The sequence below is a fragment of the Rhizobium sp. FG113 genome, from assembly GCF_057809895.1.
Window position 1 is genome coordinate 880,012 of sequence record NZ_JBMDKV010000001.1, and the last position, 23,211, is coordinate 903,222.

22 protein-coding genes are annotated in these 23,211 nt (G+C 63.5%); 11 read left to right on the forward strand and 11 right to left on the reverse strand.

Features of this window, described 5'->3' with window-relative positions; all coding sequences use genetic code 11:
* The first annotated feature begins 112 nt into the window (after positions 1-112).
* From ACODTZ_RS03850 to ACODTZ_RS03865, 4 genes are read left to right on the forward strand one after another with little or no spacing between them, the layout of a single operon-like run.
* Entirely contained in the window at positions 113-1,180 is a 1,068-nt protein-coding gene (locus ACODTZ_RS03850; protein ID WP_489023885.1) for a FecCD family ABC transporter permease, read from the forward strand.
* Positions 1,177-2,232, forward strand: a complete 1,056-nt coding sequence (locus tag ACODTZ_RS03855; RefSeq protein WP_489023887.1) for a FecCD family ABC transporter permease — start codon at positions 1,177-1,179, stop codon at positions 2,230-2,232. The genes ACODTZ_RS03850 and ACODTZ_RS03855 overlap by 4 nt, the downstream gene beginning before the upstream one ends.
* The gene (locus tag ACODTZ_RS03860) at positions 2,229-3,053 is read left to right on the forward strand and encodes an ABC transporter ATP-binding protein (RefSeq protein WP_489023889.1); all 825 of its coding nucleotides are present in this window, start codon (positions 2,229-2,231) and stop codon (positions 3,051-3,053) included. Before ACODTZ_RS03855 ends, ACODTZ_RS03860 begins: the two co-directional genes overlap by 4 nt.
* Before the next feature lie 4 nt (positions 3,054-3,057).
* The gene (locus ACODTZ_RS03865) at positions 3,058-3,978 is read left to right on the forward strand and encodes an iron-siderophore ABC transporter substrate-binding protein (RefSeq protein WP_489023890.1); all 921 of its coding nucleotides are present in this window, start codon (positions 3,058-3,060) and stop codon (positions 3,976-3,978) included.
* A 53-nt stretch (positions 3,979-4,031) separates the two neighbouring features.
* Here the strand turns inward: ACODTZ_RS03865 and ACODTZ_RS03870 are convergent, their stop codons facing one another.
* The 4 genes from ACODTZ_RS03870 to ACODTZ_RS03885 form a co-directional block, all read right to left on the reverse strand.
* Positions 4,032-4,886: an ABC transporter permease subunit gene (locus ACODTZ_RS03870; RefSeq protein ID WP_489023892.1), complete on the reverse strand. Its 855-nt coding sequence runs from the start codon at positions 4,884-4,886 to the stop codon at positions 4,032-4,034.
* Positions 4,883-5,674, reverse strand: coding sequence for a taurine ABC transporter ATP-binding protein (locus tag ACODTZ_RS03875; protein WP_112533824.1), 792 nt, complete (start codon positions 5,672-5,674; stop codon positions 4,883-4,885). The genes ACODTZ_RS03870 and ACODTZ_RS03875 overlap by 4 nt, the downstream gene beginning before the upstream one ends.
* Before the next feature lie 65 nt (positions 5,675-5,739).
* The gene (gene tauA, locus ACODTZ_RS03880) at positions 5,740-6,753 is read right to left on the reverse strand and encodes a taurine ABC transporter substrate-binding protein (RefSeq protein WP_489023894.1); all 1,014 of its coding nucleotides are present in this window, start codon (positions 6,751-6,753) and stop codon (positions 5,740-5,742) included.
* A gap of 177 nt (positions 6,754-6,930) precedes the next feature.
* Positions 6,931-7,515: a HutD/Ves family protein gene (locus tag ACODTZ_RS03885; protein WP_489023896.1), complete on the reverse strand. Its 585-nt coding sequence runs from the start codon at positions 7,513-7,515 to the stop codon at positions 6,931-6,933.
* Positions 7,516-7,578: 63 nt separating this feature from the next.
* Here ACODTZ_RS03885 and ACODTZ_RS03890 point away from each other — a divergent pair, with 63 nt between their 5' ends.
* On the forward strand, positions 7,579-7,788 hold the full coding sequence (locus tag ACODTZ_RS03890; RefSeq protein WP_489023897.1) for a hypothetical protein: 210 nt from the start codon (positions 7,579-7,581) through the stop codon (positions 7,786-7,788).
* Between the two features lie 93 nt (positions 7,789-7,881).
* On the opposite strand, the gene hutU is transcribed toward ACODTZ_RS03890, so the two are convergent.
* The 4 genes from hutU to hutI all read right to left on the reverse strand — a co-directional run bounded on the left by hutU (position 7,882) and on the right by hutI (position 13,413).
* Positions 7,882-9,570, reverse strand: a complete 1,689-nt coding sequence (gene hutU / locus ACODTZ_RS03895; RefSeq protein WP_489023898.1) for a urocanate hydratase — start codon at positions 9,568-9,570, stop codon at positions 7,882-7,884.
* Positions 9,571-9,612: 42 nt separating this feature from the next.
* On the reverse strand, positions 9,613-10,413 hold the full coding sequence (hutG, locus tag ACODTZ_RS03900; protein ID WP_489023899.1) for an N-formylglutamate deformylase: 801 nt from the start codon (positions 10,411-10,413) through the stop codon (positions 9,613-9,615).
* Positions 10,414-10,618: 205 nt separating this feature from the next.
* The gene (gene hutH / locus ACODTZ_RS03905; RefSeq protein WP_489023901.1) at positions 10,619-12,154 is read right to left on the reverse strand and encodes a histidine ammonia-lyase; all 1,536 of its coding nucleotides are present in this window, start codon (positions 12,152-12,154) and stop codon (positions 10,619-10,621) included.
* Entirely contained in the window at positions 12,151-13,413 is a 1,263-nt protein-coding gene (gene hutI, locus ACODTZ_RS03910; protein ID WP_489023903.1) for an imidazolonepropionase, read from the reverse strand. Before hutI ends, hutH begins: the two co-directional genes overlap by 4 nt.
* A 122-nt stretch (positions 13,414-13,535) precedes the next feature.
* Here hutI and ACODTZ_RS03915 point away from each other — a divergent pair, with 122 nt between their 5' ends.
* Together ACODTZ_RS03915 and hutC are read left to right on the forward strand one after the other, a co-directional pair.
* A complete protein-coding gene (locus ACODTZ_RS03915; protein ID WP_489023905.1) occupies positions 13,536-14,897 on the forward strand; it encodes a formimidoylglutamate deiminase in 1,362 nt (453 codons plus the stop codon).
* Positions 14,898-14,953: 56 nt separating this feature from the next.
* Positions 14,954-15,673 (forward strand): histidine utilization transcriptional repressor HutC, encoded by a 720-nt coding sequence (gene hutC, locus ACODTZ_RS03920; RefSeq protein WP_489023907.1) that lies wholly within the window; start codon positions 14,954-14,956, stop codon positions 15,671-15,673.
* Positions 15,674-16,424: 751 nt separating this feature from the next.
* Here the strand turns inward: hutC and ACODTZ_RS03925 are convergent.
* Positions 16,425-17,435, reverse strand: coding sequence for an iron ABC transporter substrate-binding protein (locus ACODTZ_RS03925; RefSeq protein WP_489023909.1), 1,011 nt, complete (start codon positions 17,433-17,435; stop codon positions 16,425-16,427).
* 296 nt (positions 17,436-17,731) lie between these two features.
* On the opposite strand from ACODTZ_RS03925, the gene ACODTZ_RS03930 reads away from it, so the two are divergent.
* A complete protein-coding gene (locus tag ACODTZ_RS03930; protein ID WP_489023911.1) occupies positions 17,732-18,124 on the forward strand; it encodes a hypothetical protein in 393 nt (130 codons plus the stop codon).
* A 61-nt stretch (positions 18,125-18,185) separates the two neighbouring features.
* Positions 18,186-18,647, forward strand: coding sequence for a hypothetical protein (locus tag ACODTZ_RS03935; protein ID WP_489023912.1), 462 nt, complete (start codon positions 18,186-18,188; stop codon positions 18,645-18,647).
* A 16-nt stretch (positions 18,648-18,663) separates the two neighbouring features.
* Here ACODTZ_RS03935 and ACODTZ_RS03940 read toward each other — a convergent pair whose 3' ends face one another.
* Entirely contained in the window at positions 18,664-19,341 is a 678-nt protein-coding gene (locus tag ACODTZ_RS03940) for a response regulator (protein ID WP_489023914.1), read from the reverse strand.
* The gene (locus ACODTZ_RS03945) at positions 19,338-20,669 is read right to left on the reverse strand and encodes a sensor histidine kinase (RefSeq protein ID WP_489023915.1); all 1,332 of its coding nucleotides are present in this window, start codon (positions 20,667-20,669) and stop codon (positions 19,338-19,340) included. The genes ACODTZ_RS03940 and ACODTZ_RS03945 overlap by 4 nt, the downstream gene beginning before the upstream one ends.
* Before the next feature lie 264 nt (positions 20,670-20,933).
* Here ACODTZ_RS03945 and ACODTZ_RS03950 point away from each other — a divergent pair, with 264 nt between their 5' ends.
* The gene (locus ACODTZ_RS03950) at positions 20,934-21,251 is read left to right on the forward strand and encodes a hypothetical protein (protein WP_489023917.1); all 318 of its coding nucleotides are present in this window, start codon (positions 20,934-20,936) and stop codon (positions 21,249-21,251) included.
* Positions 21,252-21,370: 119 nt separating this feature from the next.
* A complete protein-coding gene (locus tag ACODTZ_RS03955; RefSeq protein ID WP_489023918.1) occupies positions 21,371-23,125 on the forward strand; it encodes a peptidoglycan D,D-transpeptidase FtsI family protein in 1,755 nt (584 codons plus the stop codon).
* The last annotated feature ends 86 nt before the right edge of the window (positions 23,126-23,211 follow it).

Consider the following 23,211-nt stretch of genomic DNA (forward strand, 5'->3'; position numbering starts at 1 on the left):
TTTCACGGAAGAAAGAATTGACTCGACAGGTGCCAGATGGTCAAAAGATGACACAATTTGTCAGCAATAGATCGAGGGGAGGCGATCTCACGAAGGACTAGCGATAGCTTTCATGAGCGCCAACCCTCCAGCGGCGACCCCGCCAGTGAATGCCGCTTTCGCGGAACAAGCCGCCAAGGTCGGCATCCGCACGGGTCGCGTTCTTGGTCTTCTGGTTGCTGCTGTTGTTCTCGTTGCCGTCATCTGCGTTTCCCTGGCGGTCGGCGCGCGAAACATATCCGTTTCCGACGTCGTGTCGGTCTTCTTCTCGTCGGCGAACCAGATAGACAGCGAGACCATCTGGTCGCTGAGGCTTCCTCGGACCTTGCTCGGCGTGATGGCGGGTATAGCCTTTGCGCTGTCCGGCGCGCTCATGCAGGCGCTTACCCGCAATCCTCTGGCCGATCCCGGTATTCTGGGCATCAACGCGGGCGCGGCTTTCGCCATGGTTGTCGCCATCGGCCTTCTCGGGATTACCCATCCATTGTCACTGATCTGGTTTGCTTTCGCCGGCACCGGTCTTGCGGCGATCTCGGTCTACCTCGCCGCCATGGGAGGGCGCGCCGGCGCGACACCGTTGCGACTGACGCTGGCTGGCGTCGCTATCGGCTCCATTCTGCGCGGGCTCACCTCCACGCTGATCTTTCTCGACCCAAATACGTTCGATCACATGCTGAATTGGGAGGTTGGCTCGCTGGCGATCACCGGTTACGACAATCTGATCGTCACGGCGCCGTTTGTCGTCATCGGGATCGTGCTTGCATTGGTATCGGCGCCTGTCCTCAACGTCGTCGCACTCGGTGACGATCAGGCCCGTTCACTTGGTGCCGGTATCGGCAGAGCGCGCATGATGGTCGTTATAGCGGTCATGCTGCTGACGGGTGCTGCCACGGCCGCGGCCGGCCCGCTGGGCTTCATCGGTCTGATGGTGCCTTATGCCGCGCGCTGGATCGGCGGCACGGATCAGCGCTGGATTTTTGCCTATACGTTGCTGCTTGCTCCGATCGTCTTGCTCAGCGCCGATATTCTGGGTCGCTTGAGCATGCGGCCCGCCGAAATCCAGGTCGGCATCGTCACTGCCTTTGTCGGCGCACCGGTGCTCATCTGGCTGGTGCGTTCAAGAAAGGTCAGCGCGCTGTGACCCTGCATCCCGCCTTCACCCGTCGGCGTATCGTCGTTCGCGCGCTCGGCGACAGGCTTTCTCTGCCGATAGACAAGCGCCTTCTTATCGCGTGTCTGGCACTTTTGCTTCTCGGAGCGGCCGTCATGGTTGCGGCACTCGTCAGCGGCCAGATGCACGTGCCGGCAATCGAGGTGCTGAATGTGCTGACAGGCGGCGGCGAGCGCCGCATGCGCATGGTCGTCCTGGACTGGCGCATGCCGCGTGCCGCGGGCGCTGCGATCCTTGGCGCGCTGCTGGGGCTGGGCGGTGCGGTATTCCAGTCGATTACGCGCAATCCGCTTGGAAGCCCCGATGTTGTCGGCTTCGATGCGGGCGCATACACCGGTGCGATCCTGGCGATCACCTTCGCCGGTGGCAGCTGGATTGCGCTGGCGGGTAGCGCTATTGCGGGCGGTCTCGCGACCGCGTTCGTCGTCTACCTCCTCACCTGGCATAAAGGCATCCAGGGTTTCCAGCTGATCGTCGTCGGCATTGGCGTGAGCGCGATGCTGACGTCGGCCAACCACTGGATCCTGCTCAAGTCCTCGCTGTCGACGGCCATGGCCGCGAGCACCTGGGGCATGGGCTCTCTTGCCAAGATCAGCGGTCAGCAGCTGTCGCTGGTCCTGTGGCTGGGCATTCCCGTGATCGTTCTCGCACTCATTCTGGCGCGACCTCTAAAGCTCATGGAAATGGGCGATAGCCGCGCAAAGGCGCTTGGTGTTCCGGTGGAAGCCGCAAGGCTGGCGTTGATGGCGATTGCCATCGTTGCGACCGCGCTCGTAACCGCGATTGCCGGCCCCATTCCTTTCGTTGCGCTGGCCTCGCCGCCGATCGCTCATGCGATCACCCGCACGGCGGGCACCTCGCTTGCCGCATCCATGGCAACCGGCGCCTTGTTGTTGTCGGCCGCCGATTATGTCGCGCAGCATAGTTTCGCCCCCACCCAACTCCCCGTCGGCGTCGTGACGTTGTGTATCGGGGGCACCTACTTTCTCTGGCTGATCATCAAGGAGGCACGTCGCGCGTGAAGCCTCAAACCGCTCCCCGTCTCGAGGCGCAGGCCGTCGAACTCGCATACGGCAAGTCCGTGATCGCTCAAGGTCTGTCCGTTACGGTTCCATCAGGATCGTTCACCGCGATCGTCGGACCGAATGCCTGCGGCAAATCCACCCTCCTGCAGGCCCTGTCGCGCCTGCTGATGCCCGGTCAGGGCGCCGTTTTGCTCGACGGCCGCGCCATCTCGACCATCCCGGCCAAGGAATTTGCCCGCAGCGTCGGCCTCATGCCGCAAAGTTCGGTGGCGCCGGATGGGATTACCGTCACCGAACTTGTCGCCTGTGGCCGCTACCCCCACCAGAACCTGCTGCGCCAATGGAGCCGGGCCGACGAACAGGCGGTGTCGGCTGCGATCGAAGCGACCGGCATGAACGATCTCGCCGGTCGCCGCGTCAACGAATTGTCCGGCGGCCAGCGCCAGCGCGCATGGATCGCCATGGTGCTCGCACAGGAAACCCCGCTTCTCCTGCTCGATGAGCCGACGACCTTCCTCGATATCGCTCACCAGATGGAGCTGATGCTTCTTCTTGAGCGTCTCAACCGCGAGCGCGGCTACACCATTGCCGCCGTGCTGCACGATCTCAACCAGGCTTGCCGCCATGCCACCCACATGATCGCCATGCGCGGGGGCTGCGCCATCGCCGAGGGTCGGCCGGGGGACATCGTGACCGAGACGCTGGTCCGCGAAGTGTTCGGCCTCGACAGCGTCATCATCAAGGATCCGGTTGTGGGAACTCCGCTGGTGGTGCCGCGCGGACTGCATGACAATTCCGATATCACAAGGAAAGGATAAGACATTGTCGCTGCGACTGACACGACGTGAGATCATTGCCGCATCGCTGCTCCTGGCGGCCAGCCCCTTGCTGGCTGAGGAGGGGACGATCACCGTGGATGGGATGTTTGGTCCCGTGCAAGTGCCGAAGTCGCCGAAGCGCGTGGTCGTATCGGATGGTGACGACGTGCTGCAGCCGACCGTCGCGCTTGGAATTATTCCGGTCGGCGCATCCCGGCCGAACTTCACCGGCGGCTTCGCAAAGGGCGTCGCCGAGCGTCTGCCTGCTGATATCGGCTATATCGGATCGTCGGGGGAACCCAATTTCGAGACCGTACTGACGCTCGAGCCCGATCTCATCTTGATGAGCAACGACGATATTCCCGATCTGCAGGGAATGTACGAGCGCTACACCCAGATCGCTCCCACCGTGCTCATCGATGTGCAGCCCAAGGACTGGCGCAAGACGCTGACGACGATTGCGGGTGCCACGGGGCGTGAGGCGCAGGCGAGCGAGTTGCTGGCGAAATACGACGGGCGCGTCGGACAGGTTCGCAGCGCGATCAGCGGCAATATCGGAACGGCGACGATCGCTCGCGTTCGCACCAATCTCGTGCGTTACATGCTGCAGGACACCTCTTTCACCTGGAGCGTGCTGAAGGATGTCGGCTTCCGCGCCCCGCCGCAGCAGCAGATCACCAGCAATGACGGCTTCATCAACATCAGCCTCGAACGGCTTGACCTCCTGGAGGCCGATTTCATCCTGCTCTTGGAGGACGAGGGTGCCAAGGGGCCGGGCGCCATGAGCGAGAAACTCAAGGCGCTGCCGACCTTCGCCAACCTGAAGGGCGACAAGATGGAGCTCCCGTCCGCGGACTACCTGTTCGGCAACATCCTGACGGCCTTCAATATGCTCGACGTGCTGGAAGCCAAGTTCAAAGCATAGCCAGGCCCATCCCTGTGGCGATGGTGCAGCTGCATCGCCACAGGAACGCTTTTTTAGCTCTTCCCCTTCCACGGCACCAGCACGGCTTCCAGAATGCGGATGGCGGCGCTGAAGGAGAAAGCGCAGGCGGCGATGATGCCGATGCCGACGAAGACCACGTCGGTCGCCAGAAACTGCGACGCCGACATGATCATGTAGCCGATGCCACGGGTGGAGGCGATCAGCTCGGCGGCGACCAGCGTGCCCCAGCCGATGCCGAGAGCGATCCTGAGCCCCGTCAGGATTTCCGGCAGCGCCGAGGGGAGCACGATGCTGACGAGGATTTGCCAGGGCCGGGCGCCGAGCGAGCGTGCGGCGTTGACGCGCTCGATCGGCAGCGAGCGGACACCGGCCTGTGCCGAGAGGCAGATCGGGGCGAACATGGCGAGCACCAGCAGCGTTACCTTGGAGGTTTCGCCGATGCCGAGCCAGATGATCATCAGCGGCAAGTAGGCCAATGGCGGCAGCGGCCAGTAGAACTCGATGGGCGTATCCAGCACGCCCTTGACCCAGCGGTTCAGCCCCATCAGCAAGCCCACGGGAATGCCGACGACGGTGGCGATGGCGGCGGCGGTGACGATGCGGAACAGGCTTGCGGAGACGTGCTCATAGAGCGAGGCGCCGGCATAGCCGTCATTGTAGATCGCGCCAACCTGCGTCCACACCTCCTGCGGCGTTGGCAGGAAGAGATGGGGCACCAACGCCAGCTTGGCCACGAGCCACCAAGCGGCGAGAAGCACGAGTGCTGTCGCGATGCTGATCAGCACGGTCGGCTTTTCGCCCGCGCCGAAGCCTTTCATCTTGACGAGCTTCAGCTGTTCCGCAGGCGAGCCGATGACGACGCGGCCGGTTTCGGTGAAATCGCTCATTCGGCGGCACTCCTCAACTCTTCCGATCCATGCAGGATGTCGCGGATTTCTTCCCGCAGATTGGCGAATTCGGGCGATGTCTTCACGGCCCTGGCGTCCCCAGTCTCGGCGAAGCGGCGGACGAAATCGAGATCGAAGCGGGCAACGATGCGGCCCGGGCGCGGCGACATCACCACGACCTGCGTGCCGAGAAACAGCGCTTCCTCGATCGAATGGGTGATGAAGAAGATGCGCGTATGCGTCTCCTTCCAGATCGACACCAGCAGCTCCTGCATCTGTTCGCGGGTGAGGCTGTCGAGCGCGCCGAAGGGCTCGTCCATCAGCAAGACGGCGGGTTCGGTGGCGAGCGCCCTGGCGATGCCGACGCGCTGGCGCATGCCGCCGGAGAGCTCATAGGGGAAGGCGGCGGCGAAATCCTTGAGGCCGACGAGATGAAGCAGCTGCTCAGCGCGCTCGCGGCGGGCGCCTTTCGGCACGCCGGCGAATTTCAGACCGAGGGCGACGTTGTCGATCACCGTCTTCCAGGGGAGCAGCGTGTCCTTCTGGAACACGACGCCGCGATCGGCACCCGGCGAGGTAACGGGCCGCCCATCCAGCGTGATCGCGCCTTCCGACAACGGCAGAAAGCCGGCGATCGCGTTGAGCAGCGTGGACTTGCCGCAGCCGGACGCGCCGAGCGCGACGACGAAGCTGTTCTCGGGAATGGCGAGCGAGACGCGGTCGAGCGCATGGACCGTCCGGCCGTCTCGTGTCTGGAAATAGACGCTCGCGTGATCGACTTTGAGCATGTCAGGTCTCTTTGAAAATGAGGACGCTGGCGCGGTGTGGCGCCAGCGTTTCGGCCGAAGTTGGCTTAGTTGCTCGGATTGGTCAGCGCATCAGCGGTGACGAAGGCGGCGTAGCTCGGCAGCACTTCGCTGACCTTGCCCTGCTCCTTCAGGAAGGTGGCGGTATCCTTGAGGATCTTGGCAGCACCTGCCTTTTCGCCGCCGCCGAGCCATGCGTCGGATGCCTGGACGTCAGGTGTTAGAAGCGTCAGGTTCTTCAGCGCCGCCGCCTGCTGCTCGGGCGTGCCGCCGAGCGCCTTGGCGAGCAGCTTGGCGTTCTCGCTATCGGCATCCCAGGCCTTCTTGTCCTTGGCGAAGGAGGCGTAATAGGTGTTGATAACGCCGGCGAAGCCCTTCAGGAAAGCGGGGTTTTCATCGGCGAATTTCGAGGCTGCGACCCAGGCCGAGAAGGTCGGCGCGCCCTTGTCGGCGACGTCCTTCGAGGTGACGAGCACCTTGCCCTTCTTCTTCAGTTCGGTCAGCGCCGGATCCCAGACGAAGCCGCCATCGATATCACCGCGATTGTAACTGGCGACGATCTCGGGCTGCGGAATGGCGAAGACCTGCACGTCCTTTTCGCTGAGGCCGAGCGACTTGATCAGCGCCAGGAGCTGGTAGTGGTCGGTGGAGACGGGCGCTGCTGCCAGCTTCTTGCCCTTGAGATCATTGAGCGAGTTGATGCCCGAACCGTCGCGGACGACAAGCGCCTCGTCGATGCCCGAGATCGAGGAGAGGTAGAAGGCCTTGACGGCGAGGCCGCGCGAGGTGGCGGCCGCGAACGGGCTGGAGCCAACATAGCCGACCTGCACGTCGCCCGAGGCGATCGCCGCGAAGATTTCGGCGCCGGAATTGAACTTGCGGAAGTCGATGTCGTAGCCCGTCGCCTTGGCGAACTCGCCATTTGCGATGGCGACCGACGACGGCAGTGCATCCGTCTGGTAGGCAACGACAACCTTCTTGTCGGCTGCCTGCGCCAGCAACGGCGCTGCCACGGCGGCCACGCCAAGTGTAAGTCCTGCGATAATGCCCTTGATATTCATGTTTCGCCCCCGAATGCCGCGCTTGTGCGTCGGCTCAACTTGTTTCGACGGGAAAACACTACGGCGGGCCATGGGCGGCACACAGATAAAACTATCTATTTTATAGAGTATGGCGACAATATTGTTTTGCGTCTGATTTGCCGGGCAGACGATTGCGGCTTGTCGGTCGTTGCCGCGTCAGGCGGCATCCATGGTGATGAGGTAGCAGAGCGCCTGGCCATCCATCTCGAGCGAGATGCCTGCCGCGTCCTGCAGCAGCAACGTGTCGCCTTCGGTAAGCGACGCCTGGCCGTCCGTCCAGGTGAGATCGAGCGTGCCGCGATGGCAGAATACCAGCAGCGTTCCGGCCGCGCCGCCGAACGTGACCTCGCTGTCGACCACGACACGCTCGACCCGGTGCCACAGCCCACCGCGACGCGTCATGACGTTGAGATCGGTGATCGGCCCGGATTTGAGCGTCGCGGACACCTCAACGTCGGCGGGGAATGCGAGCGGGGCGCTCTCTTGCGTCAACAGCAATGGTGCGCGGCCGTCGATCGCAAGCGACATTCCTTCGCCATCAAGGATCGACAAGGTCCGGTCGATGCCGGGGAAGATCGAGAACGGCCCATCGGTCGCGACCGTCGCCATGCTGATCCGCCAGTCGAACTCGGACAGTGCGGCCCCATCCGGCGAAACCGCAATCTCCACCGTCTCCCCGCCACCGTTCTTCCACGGCATGCGGCGATAGCTGCTGGCGGTCAGGATTGTGGCGCGGGACATGGGATCTCCGGAGATTGCAAATGAGAGGGGAGTGGAGGACACTCAGGGCATTGGAGGCGAGTGATGGACATCGTCAACATGGCAAAGGACACCCCGATCGATCAACCGGAAACGGCGCCGAAGAAGCGCCGCATTGGTTTCATGGAAGGCATGTTCACCACGCCGGATGACTTCGACACGATGATGGCCGAGGAAATCGAAGAGATGTTCTATGGCGGTGACCTCTTTCCTCCTGAAGACCCAATCAAGCCGATCGTAGCAGACAAGGAATGAGCGGGGACGTTCGAGGCGACGCTGATCGCCGCCTCTCGACCATTCTTCAATATCCGGGCCTCATACCTTTCTGAGGCCCGGTGTCTCGCTCTATCAGTTCCCCAAAATCCCCGGCAGCCGCAGGCCCTTCTCCTTGGCGCAATCGATCGCGATGTCATAACCCGCATCGGCGTGGCGCATGACGCCTGTCGCCGGGTCGTTCCAGAGTACGCGCTCAAGCCGCTTGGCCGCATCATCGGAGCCGTCGGCGCAGATGACCACGCCTGAATGCTGGCTGAAGCCCATGCCGACGCCGCCGCCGTGATGCAGCGACACCCAAGTGGCGCCGGATGCGGTGTTGAGGAGCGCGTTGAGGAGCGGCCAGTCGGAGACGGCGTCGGAGCCGTCCTTCATCGCTTCCGTCTCGCGGTTCGGCGAGGCGACCGAGCCGCTATCGAGGTGGTCGCGGCCGATGACAACGGGGGCCGAGAGTTCGCCGTTCTTCACCATCTCGTTGAAGGCCAGCGCCAGGCGGTGGCGATCGCCGAGACCGACCCAGCAAATGCGCGCCGGCAGGCCCTGGAAGGAGATACGTTCGCGGGCCATGTCGAGCCAGTTGTGCAGATGCTTGTTGTCGGGCAGCAGCTCCTTCACCTTGGCGTCGGTCTTGTAGATATCTTCAGGGTCGCCCGAAAGCGCTGCCCAGCGGAAGGGGCCGATGCCGCGGCAAAACAGCGGGCGGATATAGGCCGGCACGAAGCCCGGGAAGGCGAAGGCGTTTTCCAGGCCCTCATCCTTGGCGACCTGGCGGATGTTGTTGCCGTAATCAAGCGTCGGCACGCCGGCATCCCAGAAGGCGACCATGGCTTCGACATGCTTCTTCATCGAGGCGCGAGCGGCGGCCTCGACGGCCTTCGGATCGCTTTCGCGCTTGGCCTTGTGTTCGGCGACGGTCCAGCCGATCGGGAGATACCCGTTGAGCGGATCATGCGCCGAGGTCTGGTCGGTGACGATATCGGGGCGCTGGCCGCCTGATTTCATGCGGTCGACGAGTTCCGGGAAGATTTCGGCGGCGTTGCCGAGCAGGCCGACCGACTTGGCTTCGCCCTTCGCCGTCCATTCGGCGATCATGGCAAGCGCTTCATCGAGCGACTTCGCCTTGGCGTCGACATAGCGGGTGCGCAGGCGGAAATCGATGCGGGTCTCGTCGCTTTCGACCGCGAGGCAGCATGCGCCGGCCATGACGGCCGCCAGCGGCTGCGCGCCGCCCATGCCGCCGAGGCCGCCGGTCAGGATCCACTTGCCCTTGAGGTCGCCATTATAGTGCTGGCGGCCGGCTTCGACGAAGGTTTCGTAGGTGCCCTGAACGATGCCCTGCGTGCCGATATAGATCCACGAGCCGGCGGTCATCTGGCCGTACATGGCAAGACCCTTCTTATCCAGCTCGTTGAAATGATCCCAGGTCGCCCAATGCGGCACGAGGTTGGAATTGGCGATCAGGACGCGCGGCGCATCCTTGTGGGTGCGGAACACGCCGACCGGCTTGCCGGATTGAACAAGAAGCGTCTCTTCTTCCGTCAGCGTCTTCAGCGTTGCGACGATCTGGTCGAAATCCGCCCAGGTGCGGGCAGCGCGGCCGATGCCGCCATAGACGACCAGCTCGTGCGGGTTTTCCGCGACGTCGGGGTCGAGATTGTTCATCAGCATGCGCAGCGGCGCTTCGGTCATCCAGCTCTTGGCGTTGAGCTCGGGGCCAACAGGGCTTCTGACATCGCGAATGTTGTGGCGTGGATTGCTGGTCATTGCGTTCCCCTTATTCGGGTTGGATGGCTTGTTGTTTCAGGCTTATTTCTTCAGGTTCGGCGCGATAGCGGCGATGCGCTCCAGGATGTCTTTCAGATGGACGCGCAGGCGGTCGGCCTTGGCGGTATCGTAGGCGAAGGGCGGCTTTTCGGTCTGAAGATGCGTGGATTGCGCCAGTTCCATCTGGATCGCATGCACGCCGGCCTCCGGCCGTCCGTAATGCCGCGTCGTCCAGCCACCCTTGAAGCGACCGTTGAGGATGCTGTCGTAACCGGTGGCTGAGGCGGTCGCGGAGACGACTGCCTGTTCGATGGCGTGGTCGCAGGTCTTGCCCAGATCGGTGCCGATATTGAAATCCGGCAACTTGCCTTCGAAGAGGAAGGGGATGTGCGAGCGGATCGAGTGGCAATCGTAGAGGATCGCGACGCCGTGGATCGCCTTCACCCGCTCAATCTCGGCGGCAAGCGCCGCGTGATACGGCGCGTGGAAATCGCGCAGGCGTTCAGTGATATCGGCTTCATCAGGTGCCTCGCCATCCTTCCAGATCGACAGGCCGTCGAAATCCGTTTCAGGCACCAGGCCGGTCGTGTTCTGGCCGGGATAGAGGCTGGTGCCCGATGGATCGCGGTTGGCGTCGATAACGTAGCGGTGGAAGGTGGCGCGGACGGTGGTCACGCCATCGATGAGGCCGTCATAGAGATCGTGGATGTGCCAGTCGGTGTCGGCGAGCAGCTTGCCGTTGTCGTTCAGGCGGTCCCAGATATCAGGCGGCACGTCCGTGCCGGTGTGCGGGAAGCCGAGGATGATGGGGGATGTGCCCTGGTGGGTTTCGTGGGTGGTCATTGGTTGAATGCTCCACGGGTTGCGGGGGTGTTACCCCCCTCTGTCCTGCCGGACATCTCCCCCACAAGGGGGGAGATCGATTCGTTGTTATCGCCTTGCAGAACGGTTGACTTTGGAGCGAGCGGGAGCGCCCAGCCAATCTCCCCACCTGTGGGGGAGATGCCCGGCAGGGCAGAGGGGGGCGCCACGAGTGCCGACATCACCATCACCCCTCCAACACCGGCAGAATGCCCGAAGACACCGCCGCATTCAGCCCACCCGAGGCCACCAGATCGCTCGCCGCCTGCAGATCGTCAGCCATGTAGCGGTCGACTTCGAGCGTCGGCACCACGGCGCGGATTGCTGCGATGGCGCTCGAAAGTTCCGGGCTGGTCGAAAGCGGGGCGCGGAATTCGACACCCTGGGCTGCCGTCAGCGCCTCGATGCCGATGATCGAGAACAGGTTGTCGGTCATCTGCAGCAGGCGGCGGGCGCCGTGGCAGGCCATGGAGACGTGGTCTTCCTGGTTGGCCGAGGTCGGGGTCGAGTCGACCGAGGCCGGATGCGACATCTGCTTGTTTTCCGACATCAGCGCCGCGGAGGTCACTTCCGCGATCATCAGGCCGGAGTTGAGGCCGGGCTTCTTGGCGAGGAAGGCAGGCAGGCCGTAGGAGAGGGCGGGATCGACGAGCAGCGCGATGCGCCGCTGCGAAATGGCGCCGATCTCGCAGACCGCGATCGCGATCTGGTCGGCGGCGAAGGCTACCGGTTCGGCGTGGAAATTGCCGCCGGAGACGACGGAGTTGTCCGAGAGAACCAGCGGATTGTCGGTGACCGCATTGGCTTCGATCTCCAGCGTTTTGGCGACCGAACGCAGGAGATCCAGGCAGGCGCCATCCACCTGCGGCTGGCAGCGGATGCAGTAGGGGTCCTGGACGCGCTCGTCGCCCTCGATATGGCTTTGGCGAATGACGGAGTTGTCGAGAAGGGCGCGGAGCGCAGCGGCCGTGTCGATCTGGCCCTTGTGGCCGCGCAGCGTGTGGATGTCGGGATGGAACGGCGCGGACGAGCCCATGGCGGCGTCGGTCGACATGGCGCCGGTGATCAGTGCTGCCTGGGCGGCGCGGTGGGCGCGGAAGAGGCCGGCGAGTGCCAGCGCGGTGGAGGTCTGCGTGCCGTTGATCAGCGCCAGGCCTTCCTTGGCGGCGAGAACCACCGGCGTCAGCCCGGCCTTGTCGAGTGCTGCGGCGCCGGTCAGGCGCTCGCCCTTATAGAAAGCTTCGGCCTCGCCCATCATCACTGCTGCCATATGCGCGAGCGGCGCGAGGTCGCCGGAGGCGCCGACGGAGCCCTTTTCCGGAATGACGGGAATGACGCCCTTTTCCAGCATGCCTTCGATCAGCCGCACCAGCTCCAGCCGCACGCCGGAAGCGCCGCGGCCGAGCGAGACAAGCTTCAGGGCCATGATCAGGCGGACGATGTTTTCAGGCAACGGCGCGCCGACGCCGCAGCAATGCGACAGGATGAGATTGCGCTGCAGCGTCGCCACGTCGGCGCTGTCGATCTTGATCGAGGCGAGCTTACCAAAGCCGGTGTTGATGCCGTAAACAGGCGCGTTGCCGGCGGCGATCTCGGCGATGCGCGCAGCGGCCTTGTTGATGCCGGCGTCGAAGGAGCGGTCGAGCACGGCAGGTTCGCCGGCCCAGTAGATCGTTTCCAGATGCTTGAGCGATACGGAGCCAGGATGAAGAGTGATGGTCAACGGTCGATCCTTTCGCCCTTGAAGACGTGTGCGTGAAGCGGGTTGAAGCCGATGCGGTAGACGAGTTCGGCAAGGCTCTCGACATCCCAGATCGCGAAGTCGGCGGACTTGCCGGCTTCGAGCGTGCCGGTTTCGTCGATGAGCCCGAGGGCGCGAGCACCTTCACGGGTAGCGCCGGCGATGCATTCCTCGACGGTGAGGCCGAAAAGGGTGGCGGACATGTTCATGGTCAAGAGCAGCGACGTCAGCGGCGAGGTGCCGGGATTGCAGTCGGTGGCGATGGCGATATGGGCACCGGCATCGCGCAGCGCCTTGACCGGCGGCTTCTGCTTTTCGTTGATGGCGTAGAAGGCGCCGGGCAGGAGCACGGCGACGGTGCCGGCCGCGGCCATGACGACGGAATCATCGGCGGTGAGATATTCGAGATGGTCGGCCGACAGCGCCAGATAGGAGGCCGCGAAGCGGGCGCCGCCGAGGTTGGAGAGTTGCTCGGCGTGGAGCTTGACCGGGAGGCCTAGCTGCTGGGCGCGATCGAAAACGCGGCGCATCTCCTCGACGGAAAAAGCGATGCCTTCGCAGAAACCGTCGACAGCATCGACAAGGCCTTCGGCATGCGCCTGTTCGAGGCCCGGCAGCACGACATCGGTGATGTAATCGCCGTTGCGGCCTTTGTACTCGACCGGCGTGGCATGGGCGCCGAGATAGGAGGTGACGACGCGGACCGGGCGAATAGTGCCCAGCGCACGGGCGGCGCGCAACATTTTCAGCTCGGCTTCGACGTTGAGACCATAACCGGACTTGATCTCGATCGTCGTCATCCCCTCCGACAGCAACGTATCGAGACGCGGAAGCGAGGCGGCGACGAGGCCGTCGACGGAAAGGGCATTGGTGGCTTTGACCGAAGAGACGATGCCGCCGCCGGCACGGGCGACTTCCTCATACGTGGCGCCCTCAAGGCGCATCTCGAACTCACGGGCGCGGTTGCCGCCATAGACGATGTGGGTGTGGCAATCGACGAGACCCGGGGTCACCCAGCGGCCTTCGAGATCGGTGATCTCGGCGCGCTCGATCGCCAGAACCGGCAACTCGCTTTCCGGGCCGACATAGGTGATGCGGCCGGATTCTACGACAACGGCACCCTTTTCGATGACGCCGAGGCCGGCCTTGCTCGGGTCGAGCGTTGCCAGGCGGGCGTTGCGCCACAGGTGCGGGCGAACCTCTCCGGAGGCCTGCTCGTCTGAAAAATTGTTCCCGTTCATCAGCTTTGCGCCTTTCCTTATGCTTCAACATGTATATACATAATAAACAGGTGACAAGGGAAAATTTGGGCGTATCTCTGGAAAAGAAAGAGACGCTTCCGCCAGAAGGAGAGAAATCGATCATGGCACAAACCGTTGCGACGACACTCCATGCACGCGCAGCACTTCTGCCGGAGGGTTGGCGGGAGAATGTCCGGCTGACGCTCGCGGGCGGACGCATATCGCGCATCGAGACAGCGGTTCAGGCAGAACCTGCCGATGAACGCCATCATACGCTCGTCCCTGCCATGGGGAACCTTCACAGCCATGCTTTCCAGCGCGCCATGGCGGGTCTTGCGGAGGTGAGGGGCCCCGCCAACGACAGCTTCTGGAGCTGGCGCACCGTCATGTACAAGTTTGCCCTGTCGATGACACCAGAGCATGTCGAGGCCGTGGCCGCGCAGCTTTACATGGAGATGCTGGAGGCCGGTTTCTCCCGCGTCGGCGAGTTTCACTATCTGCATCACAACAAGGACGGGCGGCCTTATGCCAACATCGCGGAACTGGCCGAGCGCATTGGTGCGGCGAGTGCCACTGCTGGCATCGGGCTGACCCTGCTGCCGGTCTTCTACGCCCATTCCGGCTTCGGCGGCGCAGAACCGATCGAGGGCCAGCGCCGGTTCATCAATTCGCTCGACAGCTTCGCGGCGTTGATGGACGGCTGCCGCACGGTAACGTCGCGGCTTGCCGGCGCCGAGCTCGGGCTTGCGCCACACAGCCTGCGGGCGGCGACGCCGGAAGAGCTCATCAAGGTGGTGCCGATGGCGGGCGAGGGGCCTGTTCATATCCACGTCGCCGAGCAGGTGAAGGAGGTCGAGGACTGCATCGCCTGGTCCGGTGCCCGGCCGGTCGAGTGGCTGCTCGACAATGCACCAGTGGATGGCCGCTGGTGCCTGATCCACGCCACCCACATGACCGACAGCGAGACCCGCGAGATGGCGCGGCGCGGCGCGATTACCGGTCTCTGCCCGATTACCGAGGCCAATCTCGGCGACGGCACCTACCCGGCGCCGCTGTTTCTGGAAGAGGGCGGGCGCTACGGCGTCGGCTCCGATTCCAACGTGCTGATCTCGCTGCCCGGTGAATTACGACAGCTCGAATATTCGCAGCGCCTGGCGCTGCGGGCTCGCAACGTCATTGCCGCTTCCGGCGGCTCGACTGCGCGCTGCCTCTTCGATCACGCAATTACGGGCGGCGGCGCGGCGCTGAAGGCCCCGGGCGGGCTGGTCGTCGGACATCACGCCGATATCGTCGCGCTCGATACATCGGCCGTTCCCTATCTCGCCGGCGATCAACTGCTCGACCACTGGATGTTTGCCGGCGGCGTTGCGGTCGACAGCGTCTGGGCATTGGGCGAGAAGAAGGTCGAGGGTGGCCGGCATGTAGGCCGCGAGGCGATCAACCGGCGCTTCCTCAAGGCCATGAGCGAATTGCTGGCGGCCTGACGGCCTTTCCCGACTCGGGTAATGCCGATAGACCGAGAGAAAAGCGGAGCGTGACGATGGATCAGGGCAGGGACATCACCTTGCATCAGCGGATCGTGAACGACATCGAAGGCCGCATCGTCTCGGGCGAGTGGCCGCCGGGTCATCGCATTCCGTTCGAGCTCGAGCTCACCAAGGAGTATGATTGCTCGCGGATGACGGTGAACAAGGCGCTGACCCAGCTCGCCAAGGCGGGCCTGATCGAGCGCCGCAAGAAGTCCGGCAGCTTCGTGACCCAGCCGCAGGCGCAGTCCGCCGTTCTCGAAATCCACGACATCGCCGCCGAGGTGAAATCGCTGAACCTCGCCTATTCGTTTTCGGTCGCCAGGCGCGCCAAGCGCAAGGCGGGGGCTGACGATAACAGGCGTCTCGAAGTGGAGCCGGGCTCCTCGGTCGTCGAGGTGGTCTGCATCCACAACGCCGGCGGTCGGCCCTTTTGTCTCGAGGAGCGGCTGATCAGCCTTGCCACCGTGCCCGAAGCGGAGGAGGCCGATTTCTCGACGGTTCCGCCGGGCAGTTGGCTGATCAATCAGATTCCCTGGTCGAGCGCCGAACACCGGATCCACGCGGTTGCAGCCGGAAGTGAGGCTGCGGCGTTGCTCGATATTGCGCGCAATACCGCCTGCCTGGTGGTCGAGCGTCGCACCTGGAGCAATGTCGGCCCGGTCACGCATGTGCGGTTTACCTATCCTGGCGACAAGCATGCGTTGGTGGCGCGGTTTACGCCGGCGTCTTGAGGTGGGGGGCGTAGTTGGATGGCTCTTGGGCGTTTTACCATGGGATACCCCCCTCTGTCCTGCCGGACATCTCCCCCACAAGGGGGGAGATCGACCCGCGGTTAGGTATTCGCCAAACATTGAGGTAGGAGCGAGCGGCTGCGCCCAGCCAATCTCCCCACCTGTGGGGGAGATGCCCGGCAGGGCAGAGGGGGGTATTCCACGGCACAACCTCTCGATCATCACATCCTCAAAGACACACCAAATCCTCACGCCGCCCGAAAGCCCGTGTCTCCACCATTCCAAACTTCACTCGGACGGGGCGCTGGAAATCACCTCGATTGAGTAAGTAGAATATGGCGCTTCCCAGCGCCCCGTTCGGCGGTTTATGAACGCAACTCCGGTCTCTCTGCTTTTCCGCCCAACTTCGCGGCGGAACCATGTGTGCCTCACAGGCACGTCCGGGCTCAACTCGGCCACCTCTTGCGAGGGAACCCGCCGTCACCGGAGGGAGACCATTTTCTGCGAACCCGGGTCATGAGGTTTTGCGTCCTACCCTCACGCTCCGCGCCGATCCCGCCTCGCCGGCACGCCTGCCGGTGTATCCGATGACGGGACGGCGTTATTCTAGGCCGAGGTTTTTCGAATGGGGAAAATTGAAGCAACAGATTTCGTGTAACCTATCGGTTCTAAACCCTCACGCCACGCGCAGACACGAAAAAGCCGCGCGCCTTTCGACGCGCGGCTCTAAAGCCTTGGGAGGCTCAAAACCTTAGAGCAGGCCGGCTGCGGTCATCAGTTCGACGACCTTCTTGTTGTCGAGCTTGGAAGCTTCGACCTTCGGAGCCTTCAGGTCGGCGATCGGAACCAGCTTGGCATTCGAGTCGCCGGCAACCGCGTATTCGAACGAGTCGCCGTTCTTCAGAACGTCCTGGCCGGCCTTGGAGGTGATCCACTTCAGCAGCGCCTGGGCTTCCTTCGGATGCTTGCTGGATTTCAGCACGCCACCGCCGGAAACGCTGAGGAACGCGCCCGGATCTTCGTTCTTGAAGTAGTGGAGGCTGACGTTCTTGCTGTTTTCTCCGGTCTTGGCCTGATCGCCAAACCAGTAGTAGTGGTAGATCACGGCGCCTTCGACTTCACCGGCATTGACGGCCTTCATGGCAACGCTGTTGCCCTTATAGGGCGTTGCGTTTTCCTTCATGGCCTTCAACCAGGAAGCGGTCGCTTCCTCGCCCTTCAGCTGCAGCAGCGCGCCAACAATGGCCTGGAAGTCGGCGCCACCGGGCGAAGCACCCCAACGACCCTTCCAGGCCGGATCGGCGAGATCGAGCATCGACTTCGGCAGCTTGTCTTCGGTAAGATTGGTCTTGTCGTAGGCGAAAACGGTCGAGCGGGCGGCGATGCCCGTCCAGGTGCCGTCGGCCGGGTGGAACTGTGAGGGAACTTGAGCCAGCGTTTCCTTGTCGACCGGGGCGAAGAGGCCGGCGGAAGCGACCAGCGCCATGGCCGGGGAGTTTTCAGTCAGGAACACGTCGGCCGGCGAGGCGTCGCCTTCCTGGACGATCTGGTTGGCGAACTGCATGTCGCTGCCCTTGCGGACGGTGACCTTGATGCCGGTTTCCTTGGTGAAGCCTTCGGCCCATTCCGTGCCGAGGCCCTCGTGCTGGGCGTTGTACACGACGATGCCTTCGGCATCCTGCGCGAACGCGCCGTTTACGAAGGCTGTTGCTGCAAGAAGCGCTGCGGCGGAAGCCAGCTTCAGGCTGATGGATTTCTTCATGTCAAACTCCCGATTGGAGCGAAACCAAGCGCACATGGGCTCAAGTTTTCGGTCGCTATGAATTGGTCTTTTCACGCGTCTGAATGTCTCGGCCAGCGCTGCCGGCTAAAACTATTCCAACGCACTCCACTTATCGTGAGCCTTGGTCCGTGACCATGGGGACTAAAGTCCCTAGTGGCGGCGTAGAGGGCCGGGGCCGCTAGGAATGGGCGCGCAATCGTCGAGAATTGCAGTATCCGGCCGGTCGCAATCAACCGATGGCAACCGTTTCGGTCGGAAAACCAAGGAGCACACGCATGAAGAAGATCATCGTTCACACTTGCGTTACCGCCGGATCGCTGCTGCTGGCGCTTGGCGCGGTTGTGGCAGGGCCATTATCCCCGAATGCCGGCATGACAGCGACCAAGCCGCCGCTGGCAACACTCGTGCGCCAGGGCGCCGACGATCTCGTCAAGCACAAGCGCCACGGCCGCGGGCTCGATGACGGTCCGGGCCATGTCCGCCACAGCTCGTCGTCGTTCTCGTCGGCATCTTCCTCGTCGCGTGGGCGCGGCTCCGATGATGGCGCGAGCCACGAGCATCATGGCGGCGACGACCATGGTGGAGACCACCACGGCGGTGGTGGCGGCAACGACGACCACGGCGGTCATGGAGGTGGCGGCGGCGACGATCATGGCGGGCGCCGCTAGTCGCGATGTCAATCATGTCCTGGCCCACTGAGGGCCGGGACCGTTTTCAAGGAGATCGATCGTGAGCACGTGGCCGAAAATCGCCTGTACCGTCATTCTCTGCGCGATGTCAGTCGTGGCGGGTCCGGTCTGCGCATGGGCGGACAAGGGAAGCGGCGGCGGGTCGAGCGGAAGCGGGAGCTCGGGCGGAAGCGGGAGTGGCAGCTCCGGGGGTAGCGGATCGGGGTCCGGCTCGGGCTCGTCCGGCTCCGACCACTCGGGATCCTCCGGTTCCGGGCATTCGGGCTCCTCAGGCTCATCCGGATCGCGATCGTCTGACGACGATGGCGGCGGCCGGTCTGGAAGCGGTCGGCAAGGACGGGGAGACGATCGAACTGGCTCAATATCTCAACGCGAGGATCGCGCCTATGACGGTGGCTGGCGCGAACGCATCCGGAACGGCCGCTACGAGCTGTTCGATCCCGAGGGTCGCCTCGTCATCCGTCGTGCCGCGAAAAATAGCGATATCGACCGGTTTCGTTGATCGAAATCCTGACTGATCAGGACCGCGATCGCGCGTCGCGCAGGAACATCGCGGCTTCCGTGCGATTGCGCGCCTTCAGCTTCTGCAGGATGCGCGTCATGTTGTGCTTGATCGTCTTTTCCTGAAGGTTGAGTTGGCGGGCAACTTCCTTGTTGCTGTTGCCGTCGGCGACCAGGCCGAGGATCTGCTCCTCGCGTGGCGTCAGCGAGGCCAGGGCATCTTCTTGCGGGGTGCGTTCTGCGGCTGGCTGCGGCGGTTGTGCCGCCTCGCCCTTCATCTCCGTCAGGATACGCGCGGCGAGGCTTGGCGACACATAGCTCTCGCCGGCCACCACATTGCGCACCGCCGACACCAGCGTGGATGCGTTCACGCCTTTCAGAATGTAGCCTTTCGCCCCTTCCTTCAGCGCGTCGAACAGATCGCTGTCTTCTTCCGAGGCCGTGAGCACGATGACGGTTGCGGCCGCATCCGTCTTCATGATCATGCTCAGCGCGTGGTGACCGCCGCCGGGCATCGAGAGATCAAGCAGAAGCACGTCGGGCCGCTGCTGGCTAAAGAGCGCCACGGCGTCTGCCGCGCTGGCGCCTTCGCCAACCACCTCGAAACCCGGCTCATCGGATAGGCTGCGGGCGAGGCCGTTGCGGAAGATCGGGTGATCGTCGACGATCGCGGCCCTGAGCATGTCTGACGTCATTCCGCCGTCCTCCTCGGTAGTGTCATGCATATGCGGGTGCCCGCCTTGGAGTCGGACGCAATGTCGAGACGTCCACCGAGCCCGGCGAGCCGTTCCTCCAGGCCGGCAAGGCCAAGGCCGTCTTCATCGCCCGACCGGACAAAGCCGGTTCCGTTATCTTCGACCGCGATCCTGATATGCTGGTCGTCCTCAGCCGCCGTGACGGAAATTTTTGACGCGCCGGCATGCCGGGTGGCGTTGCTCAGCGCTTCCTGGATAAAGCGGTAGGCGCAGATCTTGGCGGCCTGCGCGGGTATATCGAGCGGCCCGACATTCGAGATGATCCTGGTGCGCGAACGCGTCTCGTGCGCCTGGATGGCGCGGCGAACGACATCGTCGCCCGAGAGCGTTTCGAGTTCGGGCAGCGTCAGGCCGCGGCAGATGTCGCGGATCTCCTGGATGGCTTCGGTGATCGAGCTGCTGACGAGCGATTCGTCGTCGCCCTTCGCCTTGCCCTTGGCAATCGCTTCCAGCCTCAGCGCGGCAAAGCCGAGCAGCTGCGCCGGGCCGTCATGCAGCTCGGCTGAGATGCGGCGGAGATAGCGCTCGTTGAGCGTCGCCGTGCGCTGGTTTGCCCTGTCGGCGCGCTTTCGCAGCGCCCGGTTGAGGTCGAGCATCCGCGACAGCTCGATCACCTGCGCGTCGAGCGAGCGGCGCTGGACATCGATCAGATGGCTGTCTCGGGCAACGATGATGAAGAGCAGTGCGAGCATGCCGGCCGTCACTGTGCCGACGACCAGCCAGCTCTGCAGCCTGGCCACCGCGAGCTCCGCGCGCAGGTCGCTGGCGATCTCGTAGAATTCCGCGACACCGATGATGTCGCCCGACCAGGGTTCGCGGATTGGACTATAGATCTCCAGAAGCGGCTGGCCGCTTTTCTGCTCCAGCTGGTTTTCCTCGCCCTTGAGATCGTCGAATTCCGCATGAACCGAACCGGAAAGTGCCGTGGCGAGACCCTCGGTCATCGAGAAGTGCTTGCCGACGAGGCTGGGCTCGCTGCTAAAAAGCACTGTTCCATCGGGGCGCCAGATCTTGAACGAATAGAGCCTGTCGCGCAGCACGCCCTGCTGCAATGTTTCGGTCAGCGCCAGCTTGGCGCCTTCGCCAAGCGAGGTGGCCGAGGCGAGCTCCTGTGTGAGCGGGGCGATGATGCTGTCGACATAGAGCGCGGTGGCGTTGGCGGCGTTGCGCACCGCCGCGCCCTCGATGCGGCTTGTCACCCACAGCCCGATGAGCGCCATGCCGAGCACGAGCACAAGGCCACCGGCGATGCCAAATTGCCACGCCAAAGTAAGCCTTTGGCGCAATATCTTGCGGGGTTGGGTGACCGAAACGACATTCATTACGCTAGCATATCGATGTTTCCGCCTGAGAAGAAGAAGGACCAATGGCCGTTCTGCACGGACGAAAGCCGGTGAGGGGGGGCGGACAGCGGAGTATGCGTCGTCTGAAATATTGAGAATTGGGTAAGGTTCTGGCGCTAGGCTGCTTAGCGTTAACGAAGCCTTACTCGGTAGAAGATGATTCGGCGCATCCTCATTGTTGTGATGATCATGCTGACCACGATCGGCAGTGCGCAGCTTTGCCTGCCGAGCGCCTCCTTTGCCGCACCCTGTCAGACCGAAGTCATCACGGAAGGCGATGCGCTTTCCGGTGACGACAGCCGCGACGTCAGCCATATCCATGACGCTGAGCACTGGACGCGGCGGCCGCCTGTCGATGCCTGGCCCAGCGCCTGGGAACTCGCCGACATAAGCTATCATCCCAATCTCCCGATCCATCTCGAAGGCCGGACGCTCGATCCCATGTATCGGCCGCCGATCGGCGGCGGCGCTCTTTCCCGTCCCGATTTCCTAGCCAGAGCAGCCTGACGATCTCCTGACGATACCAGGGCTGCTCGAGAGAGAGCCCCGATGTTGTTACTCGTCAACGCACCCAAGAGCCTTCCTGCCTCGCCGCGATCTGCCCGGATACCGGGAGCGCGCGCACGATGACCCTCGTATCGAAAATCATCCTCGCGAAGCGCCGCAGCCATCTCAATGTCTCGGCGCTCAACAAGGGGCGCCGAAAGAAGGTCGATCTCTACCGGCAGGGCAAGACGCGTGTGCTTCTGGTCGCGCTGGCGCTCGTCATGGGCTTTACGGCCAGTGCCGCTCGGCTTGTCGAATACGGGGCTCGCGATCCCGAGGCGACATCCGGCATCCTGCCATCGGACAAGCTTCTGGCCTCGCGGCCCGACATTCTCGACCGGCACGGGCAATTGCTGGCGACCGACGTTCGCACCGTCTCGATGTTCGCCGAGCCCAACAAGATCGTCGATGTCGATGATGCGGTGGAGAAGCTCGCCACGATCTTCCCCGATCTCGATCGGCGGGGGACCTACGCCAAGCTCTCCGTGAAATCGTCACGCTTCGCATGGCTGCGCCGGCAGATCACGCCACGCCAGCAGAGCCAGATCCTCGAGTTGGGCATCCCGGGTGTCGGCTTCCGGCCGGAGAAAAAGCGGTTCTATCCGGGTGGGAATACGGCCGCCCACGTGCTGGGCTATGTCGATATCGACAATCGTGGTGTGGCCGGGATGGAACGCTATCTTGATCAGCAGGGTCTGCTCGACCTTCGCGCCGCCGGCTTGACGAGCGACATGCCGCTGGAGCCGGTGAAGCTCTCCATCGATCTGCGCGTGCAGAACATCGTGCGCGAGGTCGCCGCCGAAGCCATGGTCAAGTACAGGGCCGAGGCTGCCGGCGCCGTCATTCTCGACGTGGAGACCGGCGAGGTGCTGGCGATGGCGTCGGTGCCCGACTTCGATCCCAACCAGCCGTCGCGAACGCTTGCGAACGGCAAGGTCGACAAGGAATACGAGAAGGGCTGGTTCAACCGCATCAGCAACGCGACATTCGAGATGGGCTCGACCTTCAAGAGCTTCACGCTGGCGATGGGTCTGGACGAGGGCAAGATCAACCTGAACTCGATGGTCGACGCCACGCGGCCGATCCGCATGGGTGGCTTCATCATCAAGGACTTCAAGGGCAAGAACCGCGTTCTCTCGATTCCCGAGGTCTTCCAGTATTCCTCGAATATCGGCACCGCGGCCGTTGCCGACATGGTCGGTATCGACCGGCATCGGGAGTTCCTGACCAAGCTGGGGCTCCTCTCCAAGATGGAGACGGAAATGCCCGGCGTTGCGACGCCGACGCAGCCGCGAACCTGGAAGAAGATCAACTCGGTGACGATCTCCTTCGGCCACGGCGTCGCGACAACGCCGCTTCAGACGGCCGTCGCCGCCGCCTCGCTGATCAACGGCGGCAAGCTTCTCCCCCCGACCTTCCTGCCGCGCAGCTCCCAGCAGGCGGGCGACATCGCCAAGCTCGTTCTGAGCGACAAGACGAGCCAGGACATGCGCTACCTCTACACCTGGAACGGCATCAAGGGCTCGGGCCGCAGCGCGCAGGTCGAAGGCTTCAACATCGGCGGCAAGACCGGCACGGCCGACAAGGTCGTCGATGGCCGATACGCGAGCGACAAGAACTTCAACGCCTTCGTCGCCGCATTTCCGATGGACCGGCCGAAATACATCGTGCTGACGATCATCGATGCGCCGGAGACGGGTGAGCATGGCGGCCGGACGGCGGCCTCGACGGCCGCCCCGATGATCAAGTCCATCATCGGCCGCGCCGGGCCGCTGCTTGGCGTCGCGCCACGCTTCGGGAGCCCGGATGCGGAGTATCTGCTGGCGGATTACTGAGCGGCAAGAAGATGCCCGGGGGCAGGCGCCGCCGGCCTCCAAGGCGCCACGATGGATTTCGGCTGCGAGCGGATGTAGGATTGTTG